The organism is Paeniroseomonas aquatica (assembly GCF_030409335.1).
GTDB classification, from domain to species: domain Bacteria; phylum Pseudomonadota; class Alphaproteobacteria; order Acetobacterales; family Acetobacteraceae; genus Belnapia; species Belnapia aquatica.
This window is the reverse complement of the sequence record NZ_JAUFPN010000060.1, coordinates 51,699-66,076: the sequence shown is the minus strand read 5'-3', so window position 1 is coordinate 66,076 and position 14,378 is coordinate 51,699. Positions and strand designations below refer to the sequence as shown.

The window sequence follows — 14,378 nt, the reverse complement described above, 5'->3', positions numbered from 1 at the left end:
GGTGGTGATGGACAACCTCGCAGCCCACAAGGTGGCCGGTGTGCGCGAAACTGTCCAAGCAGCAGGCGCCCACGTCATGCTGCTGCCAGCTTACTCGCCCGACCTCAACCCAATCGAGCAGGCCTTTGCCAAGCTCAAGGCCGGCCTGCGCAAAGCTGCTGCCCGAACGCGGGAGGCGCTATGGGATACCATCGGACAACTGCTCGACGGCTTCAGCCCCAGCGAGTGCCAGAACTACCTCGCTAACTCAGGATATGCGTTCGACTAAACCTGAAATGCTCTAGCTCTTAATATTCAAATTCCTACTAATTTCGCCGCAACGCTAGGGAGTATTTCGTCGATGCCAGCTTTCTTGGCGTTGGTATATTCCGATAGTATAGTTTCGCGTCCTAAGCGCATAAACTCGAATGTCAACGAATGGTTGCAACAATTCGTGGCCAAATCAGCGAGAATGGCATTGGGAATTTTGACATGGAAGCCTTGCTGCTGTTAGTAAACTCAGGGTTTTTCACATGAGTCCCCGGAATGGCCGGATCAATAACGGCGTAGCGATCCGTTCAGCATCTGGCGCAGCGGCCGAACTACGTGACCAAGTTGAAGCATGGGTCAATGAGGGCGGAAGTTGGAAGCGGGGAACCGGCATGCTGCAAGTGCTCATTATTGAAGATGACGTTATCATCGGAATGCTACTCGCGCGGATCCTTGTGGGCATGGGCCATGAGGTGATCGGTGTGGAGGGAACTGAAGAGGGAGCGGTTGCGGCTGCCGCGAGGAACCCGCCGGGCCTGATCCTGGCTGACAAGCGCCTTAGCGCCGGCAGCGGTCAGGCGGCGATCAAGCGGATCATACACACCGGTTTCGTCCCCCACATCTGGATGAGCGGAGGTCCGGCGCGTCGTGGAGATGCAAAGAGTCGTGGAGATGCACAGATTGGAGTGGCCGACCTACAAAAGCCATTTACGGAACAGGGGTTAAAGGCGGCGATCGCGCAGGTCACCAGGCTGGGTGCATCAGCCACAGCCGCCGATGCAGCAACGATCGGTGAACAAGCAAAGGGGGGGCGCCCTCGACGCTGAATAACACTCAGCTGGAGCCTATCGCTGTGGCCCGCAACCAGAGAAAGTTTGTCCTTGGTTTCGAACGCTGTCCTTATTCTGTCAGGGATTTTGTCAGGCGCCTCGAGATGGTCTCTCATTTTCAGCGAGGCGGGACGGAGGATGAGGTGCCCTATACAACGGAGCGCCGTGCGGCATTTCTGAAGAAGCTCAAGCCGCCAAATGCGGTACCTCTGCGCCAGTTTGCCAAGAACGAAAGAATTTTCGAAGCGACACTACACGCTTGGCGTCGGAACGCCTGCAGCCAAAGGCAGCTCCTGTCGGATGCCGATGCCGACCCAAAGGGTTGAACACAGCGCAATAAGTTCGCAGCCGTCATCGCTATGGCGCGGTTGCGTAATCAGGCTGAGGGCGCGCTTTTTTCGTTGGCGCTTTGATCAGTTCCCAGCGACGGTGTCGGGCATACCGAGGGCGTTGAAGGTGTTGAGGATGGCGCAGCAGATCTGCACCTACGCGACTTGACGGGCCTGATCACGGGCTGACAGCCGCTCGCCCAAGCGCTTAAGGCGGATATCGCCGTCTCGGTCAAGCTGCGCCGGTGATAGCCAATCCAGCGCTTCCAGAGGCGGCGTCCGAGGTGCTTGATGGCACGCAGACTCTCGTTGCGCTCCGCCGCTCCAAAGGTATGCACCTTCCACGGCTCGCCGTTGCGCCTCGGCGGCACGACAAGGGCGGCCCCGCGGGCGGCGGAGGCCTCGTAGAGGCCGCGGGTGTCGTAGGCCCCGTCATCGCTGATGATGCCGATCCGCTCCTTTGGGTGCAGCTGTCCCAGCGGACTTGGCACGATCTCGCCATCACCGCGCCGGTGGTCGGTCATCTCGACGGCTTGCACCTCGTTGCTGTCGGCATCGATCACCAAATGCACTTTGCGCCAGAACCGGCGCTTGTCGGCCCCATGTTTCCTGGCCTTCCACTTACCCTCGCCCAGTACCTCCAGCCCGGTGCTGTCGATCACGAGGTGCAGCGGCCCGCCGCGGGCGCGGTAGGAATTGGCGATCGTGAGGCTCTTCTGACGCCGCGAGAGCGTGCTGTAGGGCGGCACCGGCCCGCCGGATCAGGCTCCCCGCCATGCCCTGGGCTGCCCGCAGAAGCAGCTATTTTATCGCCTTCAGCGTCAGCACGCACTGGGTTTCCGCATCCGAGAAGACCGGCGGCCGGCCACGCTTTCTTGTGCCCTCGGCAGCGTGCCAAGCCACATCCGGCGAGATCCAGACCGTCAGGTCGCCACGCGTGATCAGCGCCCGGTCCTACTCACGCCAGTTCCGCGTCCGATAGCGCGCCTTCGGGCGTCCGCTCTGGGTCGATGCTTTGCTCATGCAGGAATACCAGCAAAATTTATGCAACAACGCCGTTGTAATCCGTCATCGACGCCATGGAACGCCAAGCGAGGTACCCGCCCGTCGCAACCATACCCGAACCCAGCAAAGCTTGCCGGCGGTTCACGTGGCGGGCCAGGCGCCGCCGACATCGCCGGAAACATAGGGGCCGCGATAGCCCGTCAGGGTATCGACATAGTCGTGCCGCTGCTGCGCCTCGGCATCCGGGTGGCGGTCACGCAGCAACCCGCGCATTGCCGCCACCGACGCGAAATCGCGCGCCTCCATCCAGTCCCGCAAGCGTTTGAGCATTCCGCGCAAGTGCTCTGGGCCATGCCGAAGCAGCGCCGAGGTGGTCATGACCGCATCCGCGCCAGCAAGCAAGTAACGGATCACCTCCTCCGCATCCTCGACGCCCGTGCTGGCAGCGAGCGACGCGTGCGGCAGCCGGCCAGACAGCATGGAAAGCCACAGCAACCCAAGCCGGGTTTCCCGTGGGCTGCTTAGCGCCACGTCATTGTGCCAGCGTAGCCGCACCAGATCGATGTCTGGCTGGTAAAGCCGGTTGAACAACACCAGCCCATCCGCTCCGGCTCCGTCCAGCGCGTACGCCAGCTCGCCGAAGGCCGAAAAATGCGGGTGCAGCTTGACCGCGAGCGGGATGGCGATACAGCCGCGCACCGCGCGCACCAGCGCGACGCACTCCGCCTCGGCCTCGCGCCCTGTCGTCGTGGCGCCTGACACAATGCGGTAGATGTTCAGCTCGAGGGCGGAGGCACCTGCCTGTTCGATGAGCCGCGCATGGTCCACCCAGCCCGCCACCGTGCTGCCGTTGAGGCTGGCGATAACAGGGATGTCCAGCGCCGCGCGGGTGCGAGCGATAAGGTCCAAATACCTTTCCGGCCCGGCGTTGTAGGTGACCGCCGCCGAGAAGTATGAAGTGGCCTCGGGCGAAGACTCGGCCCCGACATTGGTCATCTTGTCAGTCAGCACCGCCTCATGCCGCAACTGTTCTTCGAACAGGGATGGCAGGACCACGGCTGCCGCCCCGGCATCCTCCAGCCGGCGCAACATGTGCAACTCGGCGCAGAGTGGCGAGGCTGAGGCGATGATCGGGTTGCGCAGCGTCAGGCCGAGATAGCTCGTGGTGAGGTCCATGAATGTCAGGCCTTCACGGCGTCGGGCTGGAAGCGACTACCATCGCGCCGCGCCAGGCTTTCGTACTGTGCGTATTTCTCCAGCACCGCGGCTTGGGCGGTCTCCAGCAGCTGAGCGGCCTCGGACGGGCGGCTGCTGGCCAGGCTGCGGTAGCGAAGCTCATTGTAGGCGTAGTCCTTCATCTGAATGCTCGGTCGCGGGCTATCGAGCCGGAACGGTACCTCGCCCGCACCGCGCATCGCCGGGTTGAAGCGAAATAGCGGCCAATAGCCCGACGCCGTTGCGAGGTCCTGTTGGTGCATGCCGAAGCGCAGATCGAAGCCATGCGCGATGCAATGGCTGTAGGCCAGGATCAGCGAAGGGCCGGGCCAAGCCTCGGCCTCGCGGAAGGCCAGCAGCGTGTGTTGCGGGTTGGCGCCCATTGCCACCTGCGCAACATAAACATTGCCATAGGCAATGGCTTGCAATCCCAGATCCTTGCGCGCCGTGCGCTTGCCGGCCGCGGCAAATTTTGCTACAGCGCCAAGCGGTGTGGCCTTGGAGGCCTGGCCGCCGGTGTTGGAATACACCTCGGTATCCAGCACCAGCACATTCACGTCGCGGGCGCTGGCCAGCACATGGTCCAGCCCGCCATAATCGATATCGTAGGCCCAGCCATCGCCGCCGACGAGCCAGACGCTGCGGCGGATCAGGTGGTCGGCCACGGACAGTAGGTCGAGCACCGCGGGCGTGTCGCCCATGGCGGCCAAGCGGCGCTGCAACTCGGCGATCCGCTGGCGCTGGGTTGCGATATCGGATTCGCGGACCTGCGGCGCGGCCAGGACGGCTTCGACCAGGGTTTCACCCAATTGCGGCGCGAGCTGCCGCAGCAGCCGCGCTGCAAGCGCGCCGTGCATGTCGGCGGCTAGGCGGAAGCCCAGCCCGAACTCCGCATTGTCCTCGAACAGGGAATTGGACCAGGCGGGGCCGCGGCCGGCGCTGTTGGTGGTCCACGGTGTCACCGGCAAGTTACCACCATAGATTGAGGAGCAACCGGTGGCGTTGGCGATCTGCAACCGGTCGCCGAAGAGTTGCGATAGCAGCCGCAAATAGGGCGTCTCACCACAGCCAGCGCACGCACCGGAGAACTCGAACAGTGGCTCCAGGAACTGGACACCGCGGACATCCGCGAAATCGACCAGCGCGCGGTCATTCACCGGCAGGGTCTCGAAGAAGGCGATGTTCAGGCGCTCGGCCTCCAGCACCGGAGCCTTGGCGGCCATGTTGATGGCCTTATGTCCCGGCTCAGTGGCGCTGATTGCGGGGCAGACTTCGACGCAGATGCAGCAGCCGGTGCAGTCCTCGACGTAGACCTGCAGCGTGAAGCGACTGTCGGGATAGCCGCGTGCATTCACTTCTGCAGTCTTGAAGCTGGGTGGTGTGGCGTTGGTCAGCTGGTCAGCATCAAAGAAACGGGCGCGGATGACAGAATGTGGGCAAGCGATGGAGCACTGACCGCACTGAATGCAGAGATCTTGGTCCCAGATTGGCACGACGTCGGCGATGTTCCGCTTCTCCCAGGCCGCGGTGCCGAGCGGAAAGGTGCCATCCACCGGCATGGCGCTGACCGGCAGCGCATCGCCCCGGCCGGCCATGATGGCGGCGGTAAAGTTGCGGACGAATGCCGGTGCCGAGGCAGGGACGATGGGTGGGCGCTCAAAGCTACTGGTTGCCATCGCAGGCACTGTGACCTCGTGCAGATGTGCCAGCGTGTGGTCCACGGCGGCGAAATTCCTTGCCACCACCTCGCCACCCTTCCGGCCGTAGGTTTTCTCAATCATGTGCTTGATGCGTTGCACGGCCTCGACGCTTGGCAGCACGCCGGAGATGGCGAAAAAGCAAGTTTGCAGCACGGTGTTCACCAGCCCGCCCAGGCCGGTTTCTCGCGCTACCTGGGATGCGTCGATCACGTGCAGGCGCAGCTTTTTGTCAATAATTTCCTGCTGCACCGAGCGTGGCAGGTGGCTCCAGGCCTCGTCCGGCCCATGCGGGCAGTTGAGCAGAAAGGTGGCGCCGGGGGCGGCCAGGCTCAGCACGTCCACTCGGTCCAGGAAGGCAAACTGGTGGCAGGCCACGAAGCTGGCACGGGCGATGAGATAGGGTGCCCGGATCGGCTGCGGTCCGAAGCGCAGATGGGAGACCGTCTGTGCACCGGATTTGTGCGAATCATAGACAAAGTAGCCCTGCGCATAGCGCCCGTCATCCTCCGCCAGGATCTTCACGCTGTTCTTGTTGGCGCCCACCGTGCCGTCCGAACCCAGGCCGTAGAAGACGGCGCGGATGATGCTGTCGGGCTCGATATCGAAGCCCGGGTCATAGGCGAGGCTAGTGCCGGAGACATCGTCGTTAATGCCGATGGTGAAGCCGTTGCGCGGGGCGGGCGCGGCCATTTCATCGAACACCGCCCTGGCCATGGCAGGGGTGAAGTCCTTGGAGGACAGGCCGTAGCGGCCGCCGATCACGCGGGGCATCGTCGCCCGCGCCCCACTCGCCACGGCCTGCGCCAGCGTGGTCACGACATCGAGGTAGAGCGGCTCTCCGGTCGCGCCCGGCTCTTTGGTGCGGTCCAGCACCGCCACTGCATGCGTGCTGGCGGGCAGGGCCGCGAGGAAATGTGCCGTCGAGAACGGCCGGTAAAGCCGCACCTGCAACACGCCCACCCGTGCCTTGAGACATTGTGCCATGTCGCGCGCCGTCTCCGCGGCCGAACCGATCAGCACGATGACATGCTCCGCATCCGGAGGGCCGTCATATTCAAACAGTCTGTAGGTCCGGCCGGTCAGCGTGGCAAACCGAGCCATGGCCGCTTCGACAATGGCCGGCGTCGCCGCGTAGAACGGGTTCGCCGCCTCGCGCGCTTGGAAGAAGGTGTCGGGGTTGTGCGCGGTGCCGCGCATAACCGGTCGTTCAGGCGTCAGCGCGCGGGCGCGGTGGGCACGCACCAGATCATTGCGGATCATTGCGCAGATATCGGTATCCGTCAGCAGCGTCAGCTTGTTCAGCTCGTGTGAGGTGCGGAAGCCATCGAAGAAATGCATGAAGGGCACGCGGCTTTCGAGCGTCGCGGCCTGGGCGATCAGCGCCAGGTCATGCGCTTCCTGCACCGAGGCAGAGGAGAGCATGGCAAAGCCGCTGCTCCGCGTCGCCATCACATCCGAATGGTCGCCGAAGATGGAGAGCGCCTGGGTGGCCAGGGCACGGGCGGCAACGTGGAAGACACAGGATGTCAGCTCGCCCGCGATCTTGAACATATTGGGCAGCATGAGAAGCAGGCCCTGTGAGGATGTGAAAGTGGTGGTCAGCGCACCCGACTGCAGGGCGCCATGCACTGTGCCGGCGGCACCGCCCTCGCTCTGCATTTCCTGCACCACCGGCACGCTGCCCCAAATGTTAGGGATGCCGGCCGACGCCCATTCATCGGCCAGCTCAGCCATCGTCGAGGATGGCGTGATCGGGTAGATCGCGCAGACCTCGTTGACCCGATAGGCGACATGGGCGGCCGCGGTGTTACCGTCCATCGTCGCGGTCTGCCGGGCGGTGGTGGTGGCCTCGATGGCGGGCTGCGGCGGGGTGATGACGTTCATGGGCGCAGCTCCGCAGGCTCGGGGATCATCTCGATGGCGTGGCAGGGGCACTGCTCGAAACACACGCCGCAGCCGGTGCAGCGATCGAAGTCAAATTCGTAGCCTGAGCCGAGGCCAAGCTTGACGATGGCCTGTTCAGGGCAGGCGGCGAAGCACTGGTCGCACTCGTAGCAGTTGCCGCAAGAGAGGCAGCGGCGCGCCTCATGCCGAGCCTGCGCCTCGGTCAGGCCGGCGGTGGTTTCCACGAAGCCGGCACGCTGCGCCACAGGCAGTTCCTGCTGCGTGGCCAACGGCGCTACGGCATAAATAGGTAGGTGCAGATCGACAAAATCGATGACCGGTTGGCGCGCTTGCACCGCCATCGTGGTTCCCCGCAGCCAGGCGTCCATATGTCGCGCAGCCTTTTTGCCGGCGCCCACCGCGGCCGTCACGCTCCGGTCCCCCGGTACCGTGTCCCCACCTGCGAAAATACCGGGGCGGCCGGTCATCATGGCGGCGTCGACCAACACGGTGCCGTCGGCCGCGAAGGCAACGTCGGGGAGATTGCGCAGAAAGCCGGTGTCAGCCTGCTGGCCCAGTGCCAGCACTACGCTGTCGGCCGGCAGGGTCTCGAATTCACCGGTTGGCACTGCACGACCTTCGACATCAAGCATCATACGCTCGATGTTGATCGTGCCGGCGCCGACGTCGTGGATGCTGCTGAGCCACTTGATCTTGATGCCTTCGGCCACGGCCTCGTCGGCCTCAAATTCATGCGCGCCCATATGCGCGCGGTCCTTCCGGTAGACGACCATCGCCTCCTCGGCGCCTAGGCGCCGGGCGGTGCGTGCCGCGTCCATCGCGGTATTTCCGGCGCCATAGATGACGACGCGGCGGCCCAGCGCAGGCGGGGTGCCTGCGCTGGCGTCATGCAGCAAGCTGATGGCGGTGAAGACCCGCGCGGCATCGCGAGCCGGGATGTCGATACGGCGACCGATCTGCGCGCCGATAGCGATGAACACTGCGTCGAACCCACCTTCCGCCTGCTCAGCCAGCACATCCACCACCTTGTGGTTGCTGGTGATGCGCACGCCCATCGCCTCGATGCCGCGGATTTCCTGCAGCAGATCCGCGCGCGGCAGACGGTAGGCGGGGATGCCGTAATGCATCATGCCACCGGGCAATGGGCCGGCATCGCGCAGCTCCACCGCATGGCCGAGGCGGGCAAGGTGATAGGCCGCTGAAAGCCCGCCAGGCCCGCCGCCCACTATCAGGATGCGCTTGCCGCTGGGTGCCGCGGGCGCCGGCAGCGCCCAGCCCTTTGCGGCCGCCAAGTCGCCCAGGAAGCGCTCGACGGCATGGATGCTGACGGCGCTGTCGAGCTGACCACGATTGCAGCTAGTTTCGCATGGGTGATAGCAGACCCGGCCATGTACCGCGGGGAACGGGTTATCACGCACGATCATTTCCCACGCTTCGCGGTACTTCCCTGCCTGGGCAAGTTCGAGCCACGCCTGGATATTCTCGCCGGCCGGGCAAGCGTTGTTGCAGGGCGGCATCAGGTCCACGTAGTCAGGGCGCATGGCGCGCACAGGCCCGGTGCCTTTGTGGCGCAGCAGGTCGATGACCGGCGTAAGGTCGTTGATCATGCTGCTTTCCTGCTGCCAGTCTCGCGCAAGAAGAATGCCAGGATTAGCGCCAGCACGATGGCCGCAACCCAGATGCCGTTGGCTAGGCGGAAATGCTCTGCCGTCAGCACGGCGCCGCCGGACAGCCGCATCAGCACCAGGCCGAACACCGGTGCAAGGAAGGCGCTGAGGCTGAACACCAGGAAGTTCATGGCCCCCGTCGCGCTGCCCTTCACATGGTCAGGGTTGGCCTCCTTGATCATGGTGTATGGGATCATTGCGGCACCCGAGCCGATGCCAAAGAGCAGGCCCCCGATGTAGGGTGGGATATACTCACCGAGGTAAGCCACGCAGATGCCCGAGACGAGCATGAGCCCGATCCCGCCATACAGCGCCGGTTTGCGTCGCCTGATTCGGTCCGCCAAGTACCCCAGCAGTGGTGCTCCAATGACCCAGCCCAGCGGCACCATCGAGGCACGTGCAACCGCCTCGCCGGTGGGCACGCCCAGGCCAAGATGTAGGAACGGCACGCCCCAGATCATGTCGCCGATCGTGGTCGGCATGAACAACAACCCGCCGATGAAGCCGCAGAGGTATGATTGCGGGTTGGTCAGTACGATCCGGTAGGGCGCGAACATCGACCAGAAAGTGCCGGGCGCCCGGTCCTCGCGCCGTGGCGTGACCACGAGCGCCACCACCGCCAGCAGCGCCAGCAAGGCGCCCGAATAGATCCAGAAGGACTCCCAAGGGATCGTTCCATGCACCAGCGGGCTGACCGCGAACTGCCCGGCGAAGCCACCCAGCATGCCGGCCAGCTGGGTGAAGCCGACTGCCGTGGCCAGCCATTTGGCCGAGAAGCCATGCACCGCCAGATAGACAGCGCCGGTAAAGGCGAAGGCGGAGCCCGCGCCCTGCAACAACCTCCCGCCCTCGGCCAAGCCCATCGAGCCCAAGCCGAACAGCACGCTGCCGATGCCGGTGGTGAGGATGCCGATGAAGATGGGCAGTTTGGCGCCGTAGCGGTCCAGCGAGGCGCCGGAGACCAGAGCGAAGGTGGCGTAGGTGTAGTAGTACAGCCCAAGCAGCGCGCTAATGCCAAGCGTGGTCAGGCCGAAAGCCGCGGTCAGCTCGGGAATCATGACGCCGGGCGCCGAGCGCAGGGCATATTGCAGAAAATAGAAGAGGCAGCACAGTACCCAGGCCGCAATAAATAGTGTTCGAGGTTCGGCGCGTACGGGCGCCAGCGTCAGTCCGGCGCTGATCGAAGCGGCCATGATGTGATATCCTTGGCGCCGGGGTATGGGCTGGCGATGCGGACGCTACCCGTTCAATGACTCGACGCGGCAGGCTCGGAAACTACCGAGGTTGGTTGTGTGACAGGGCCGATGGCAGCTGCACGGGGCGGGCACGCTTCGGTAGTTTCCGGCCCTGCGCCTGCAACGCCGCTGCCTCTAAACCGGTCCCCGCCAGGCGCGAGCAGCAGCCGTGCTGCCGCTTACACGGACCGCCGATGAAAACGCAGATTCTGACGGCGATCGGTGAGCAGGCGCTACAGCCCCGCGCCGCCCTGCACGCGTCCCTGGCGGCCAACGACCGGCTGAAATACATCTTCTCGCTGTTGCAAGTGGCAGCGGATCACGCGGCTCACCCGGAAACCTTGCCCGCCAGCCTGAAGGACGAGCGCGTCGCCTGCGGGATTGACCAGCGGAAATTCGATACCATCACCGCCGGGGTGTGGCTGATCGGGGATGCCTGCCAGGTGCCTGGCGCCGAGCGGCTGATGGCGCGCATCGCCTCTGACCTCGGCGTCATGGCAGCACCCCTGCTGACGACCCCATTGCCGGACCTGGCCGGGCGGCTGGCCAGCGTGCTGCATACCCTGCCCACCGCCGCCGACGACCTGCTGCGCCCTAATGCCATTGCCGCCACACCCAGGCCAGCCACGGCCATGCAAACAGCCCGTACCAGCTGGTGATGGACATGCACAAGCGGCTGAACGCCCTGCAGGCATCGCTCGCCGAGGAGATGCTGTGCACCGACAAGACCGGCACGCTGACCGAGGCAACGATCAGGCTGGGTCCAGGATATTGGGACCAGCAGCATCAGGCTGAGCCAGCGCAAGCCACTGGCCTTGACGAAGTGACCGTGGCTAGATTGGACCGGGTCCGGTAGATGCCCTTAGCGCTGATGCACTTGCCGCGCAGGCGCTCGATGGTGTCGTCGAGGCTCAGCAGCACCGGTCCTGCCGGCAGAAAGACTTCCAGCAGTGACCCAAGCAACACCCGCGCTGCCGCCCGCCCGCTCCGGTCGATGCGGTTGAGGACGCGATGATAGTTGACGAAGAAGCGCTCGCAGAGCTTGGCACTGCGACCGCGTAGTTTCCGACCCTGCCGTGACGGTGCTGTGGGCGCCTAGGGTGCATGCAAATAGGTAGCCTCGCTCATTGCTCTCCGAACAAGGACCCACCCATGAGGAATGATGCCCAGCTGAAGCAGGCCGTGCTCTCCGAGTTGAATTGGGAGCCCAGCGTGGACGCCGCCTATATCGGCGTTTCCGCGCAGGATGGAGTCGTAACCCTGATGGGTCATGTCGCCACCGATGTTCAGAGACAGGCGGCCAAAGCCGCCGCCTGTCGCGTAAAAGGTGTCTCGGCCGTCGCCGAGGAGATCGAGGTGAATCTTCCCTTCGACACCAAGCGTGGAGATGACGAGATTGCAGCGGCTGTCGTTGATCGGCTGAGCTGGGATGTTTCCATCCCGCGAGACGCGATCAAGGTGAAGCAGGGCTGGGTAACGCTTACCGGCCAAGTAGAGTGGTATTATCAGAAGAGCGCGGTGGAGCAGGAAGTCCGGTGGCTGTTCGGCGTGGTCGGCGTGGCCAACCAGATTGCCATCACGGTGCGGCCTGATACCAGCAAGATCAGCGACGACATCAGCCACGCGCTGCATCGGTCCTGGCTGTTCGACAGCAAGACGATCGCCGTTAGCGCCACCGGCGGCCATATTCGCCTGACCGGTACCGTGCGCTCACCCTATGAGCGTCAAGTGGCCGCGACGACAGCCTGGGCAGCGCCCGGCGCAACCGCCGTCGAGAACGACCTGCTCGTCGTCTGACCTGTACAGAGTCGCGCCGTCCCGTGAGACCGGGTCGGCGCAGCTAGCGTGCTTCCATCCCACAGATCGCCCAGGAGTCTCCTATGGAAAAGACCGATACGGCCGTTGCCGTCTTCAGCGAACACGTCGCCGCGGAAGCCGCGATCAAGCAGCTAGCCAGCGAAGGCTTCGCAATGAAACAGCTCAGCGTCGTGGGCAAGGGATACCACACCGAGGAAAAGGTCGTGGGCTTTTACAACACCGGTGACCGGGTTCGGTTTTGGGGCACCCGCGGCGCGGTATGGGGCGGCTTGTGGGGCCTGTTCTTCGGTGGGCTATTCATTAGCATTCCCGTGGCCGGCCCCCTGGTCGTCCTTGGCTACGTGGCCGCCGCCGCGATAATGGCGATCGAGAATGCCGTGGTTCTCGGTGGCCTCTCCGCGCTCGGCGCCGCGCTGTTCAGCATCGGCATCCCGAAGAACAGCGTGCTGGAATATGAGGCTGCGGTGAAGGCGGATGGTTTCCTTGTGATGGCGCATGGCACGGCCGAAGAGGTCGCCCGCGCAAAGGCCATTCTCGGCACTATCAAGCCTGCACGCTTGGACACGCATGGGTTGACCCAGTCCACCGTGCCGGAGGTGATCGCCCTCGGCGCTGCATGACGGGCCCGCCATCCGAGCTCTCCTCGGGAGCCTTCTGGAAATGACCACAATGTCGGACCCCACCATGTCGAGCCACGTAATAACATCACCGGCCGAAGTGTTTCCGCCAGAACCGCGCATGACGACGGCGGCCGACCTCGACCGGCTGCTGCATGCTTGGCAGAGCCGCTTCACCGGCGGCCGGTCCCCCAGCACGCTGAGCCTGGCCTTCCTCGATTGGATGAACCACGCGGCCAATTCGCCCTTCCAGACATCCATGCTAGGGCGAGTGGCGGTGGCGCAATGGATCCGCCTGGCGCAGGCGATGATGAGCGGGAAGCCGGCCATCGCGCCGCGGCTGGAGGACCATCGCTTCGACCATCCCGCCTGGCTGGAAAACCCATACCGCACGCTGGTCCAGGCTGTGCTGCTGGGCGAGGAATGGAGCGACAGCCTGGTCCACACGCCACCCGGCGTCGATCCGGCGAATGAGCGGATCGTCGCCTTCAGCGTGCGGCAATGGCTCGACTTGGTTTCGCCCTCGAACCTCCCCTGGCTGAACCCCGAGGTCATCCAGGCGACGAAAGCGACCCGTGGCGGCAATCTCGTCGCCGGACTGGGCAACCTGCTGCGGGACCGCGCCCGCGCCGATGCGGGTTCTGGGATGGAAGGCTTTAGGCTGGGTGGCAATCTCGCCGCCACACCTGGCAAGGTTGTCTTCCGCAATGCCTTGATGGAGGTGATCCAGTATGCGCCGACCACTCCGACCGTCGGCGCCGAGCCGGTGCTGATCGTGCCGGCCTGGATCATGAAATATTACATCCTCGACCTCTCGCTCGGGAATTCGATGATCGGCTGGCTGGTCGGCCAGGGGCGCACGGTCTTCGCCATCTCCTGGCGCAACCCGGGCGCGGACATGCGCGACACCACCCTCGACGACTACCGCAGCCACGGCGTGATGGCGGCGATCGACGCGGTGGGGGCCATCTGCGGCGGCGCGAAGCTCCACGCCGTCGGCTATTGCCTCGGCGGCACGCTGCTGGCGATCGCCGCCGCGGCCATGGCGCGCGAGGATGACCGCCGGCTCGCCAGCCTCACCCTGCTCGCCGCCCAGACGGATTTCACCGAGGCCGGCGAGCTGCAGCTCTTCATCACCAATGACCAGCTTGCCTTCCTCGACGACGTCATGCAGGGCCAAGGCTATCTGGACCAGAAGCAGATGGCCGGCGCCTTCCAGATGCTGCGCTCCAACGACCTCGTCTGGTCGCATGCGATCCGCGACTACCTGCTTGGGGAGCAGGATACGCCGAACGACCTGATGGCCTGGAATGCCGATGGCACGCGGCTGCCCGCCCGCATGCATATCGAGTATCTGCGGCACCTCTTTCTCGACAACGACCTCGCCGAGGGCCGCTTCCCGGTGGGCGGAAGGCCGGTGACGCTGGGGGACATCAAATTGCCCATCTTCCTCGTCGGCACGGAGCGTGACCACATCGCGCCCTGGCATTCGGTGTTCCGGCTGCATGTGCTCAATGACGGCCCGCTGACTTTCGTGCTGACCTCGGGCGGGCACAATGCGGGCATCGTGAGCGAGCCCGGCCACCCGCACCGTCATTTTCGCCTCCGTGCCCGCGAGGCCGCGGGGCACACGCTGGGGCCCGACGAATGGTTGCGCGACACCGCGCCGCAGGATGGTTCCTGGTGGCCCGCCTGGGATGCGTGGCTGGAGGCAAGGTCGCGGCCGCGCATCGACCCGCCGCCGATGGGCGCGCCCGGCTATGCAGCACTCTGCGATGCCCCAGGCACCTATGTCCGCGAAGGATAAC

Annotated in this window: 11 protein-coding genes and 1 pseudogene; 7 read left to right on the top strand and 5 right to left on the bottom strand. The window is 64.5% G+C overall.

Annotated elements, in window-relative coordinates:
* A partial coding sequence (locus QWZ14_RS07150; protein ID WP_290315936.1) for a transposase occupies window positions 1–268 on the top strand: 268 nt, incomplete at its 5' end.
* 373 nt (window positions 269–641) lie between these two features.
* Window positions 642–1,076, top strand: a complete 435-nt coding sequence (locus QWZ14_RS07145) for a response regulator (RefSeq protein ID WP_290315935.1) — start codon at window positions 642–644, stop codon at window positions 1,074–1,076.
* A gap of 416 nt (window positions 1,077–1,492) precedes the next feature.
* Here QWZ14_RS07145 and QWZ14_RS07140 read toward each other — a convergent pair.
* The 5 genes and pseudogenes from QWZ14_RS07140 to QWZ14_RS07120 all read right to left on the bottom strand — a co-directional run bounded on the left by QWZ14_RS07140 (window position 1,493) and on the right by QWZ14_RS07120 (window position 10,093).
* A pseudogene (locus QWZ14_RS07140) lies at window positions 1,493–2,353 on the bottom strand (IS5 family transposase).
* A gap of 201 nt (window positions 2,354–2,554) precedes the next feature.
* Complete coding sequence (locus QWZ14_RS07135) at window positions 2,555–3,589, bottom strand: dihydroorotate dehydrogenase-like protein (protein WP_290315934.1); 1,035 nt, start codon at window positions 3,587–3,589, stop codon at window positions 2,555–2,557.
* A 5-nt stretch (window positions 3,590–3,594) separates the two neighbouring features.
* Window positions 3,595–7,212, bottom strand: coding sequence for a pyruvate:ferredoxin (flavodoxin) oxidoreductase (gene nifJ / locus QWZ14_RS07130; RefSeq protein WP_408903643.1), 3,618 nt, complete (start codon window positions 7,210–7,212; stop codon window positions 3,595–3,597).
* On the bottom strand, window positions 7,209–8,840 hold the full coding sequence (locus QWZ14_RS07125) for an NAD(P)-binding protein (RefSeq protein WP_290315933.1): 1,632 nt from the start codon (window positions 8,838–8,840) through the stop codon (window positions 7,209–7,211). Before QWZ14_RS07125 ends, nifJ begins: the two co-directional genes overlap by 4 nt.
* Entirely contained in the window at window positions 8,837–10,093 is a 1,257-nt protein-coding gene (locus QWZ14_RS07120) for an MFS transporter (RefSeq protein ID WP_290315932.1), read from the bottom strand. The genes QWZ14_RS07125 and QWZ14_RS07120 overlap by 4 nt, the downstream gene beginning before the upstream one ends.
* Window positions 10,094–10,329: 236 nt before the next feature.
* Between QWZ14_RS07120 and QWZ14_RS07115 the strand changes: the two genes are divergently transcribed.
* From QWZ14_RS07115 to QWZ14_RS07095, 5 genes are all read left to right on the top strand, one after another.
* Entirely contained in the window at window positions 10,330–10,794 is a 465-nt protein-coding gene (locus tag QWZ14_RS07115) for a hypothetical protein (RefSeq protein WP_290315931.1), read from the top strand.
* 5 nt (window positions 10,795–10,799) lie between these two features.
* Window positions 10,800–10,991 (top strand): hypothetical protein, encoded by a 192-nt coding sequence (locus QWZ14_RS07110; RefSeq protein WP_290315930.1) that lies wholly within the window; start codon window positions 10,800–10,802, stop codon window positions 10,989–10,991.
* 296 nt (window positions 10,992–11,287) lie between these two features.
* The gene (locus QWZ14_RS07105) at window positions 11,288–11,932 is read left to right on the top strand and encodes a BON domain-containing protein (protein ID WP_290315929.1); all 645 of its coding nucleotides are present in this window, start codon (window positions 11,288–11,290) and stop codon (window positions 11,930–11,932) included.
* Between the two features lie 83 nt (window positions 11,933–12,015).
* Complete coding sequence (locus tag QWZ14_RS07100) at window positions 12,016–12,573, top strand: general stress protein (protein ID WP_290315928.1); 558 nt, start codon at window positions 12,016–12,018, stop codon at window positions 12,571–12,573.
* A 49-nt stretch (window positions 12,574–12,622) separates the two neighbouring features.
* Window positions 12,623–14,377, top strand: a complete 1,755-nt coding sequence (locus QWZ14_RS07095; protein ID WP_290315927.1) for a PHA/PHB synthase family protein — start codon at window positions 12,623–12,625, stop codon at window positions 14,375–14,377.
* The last annotated feature ends 1 nt before the right edge of the window (window position 14,378 follow it).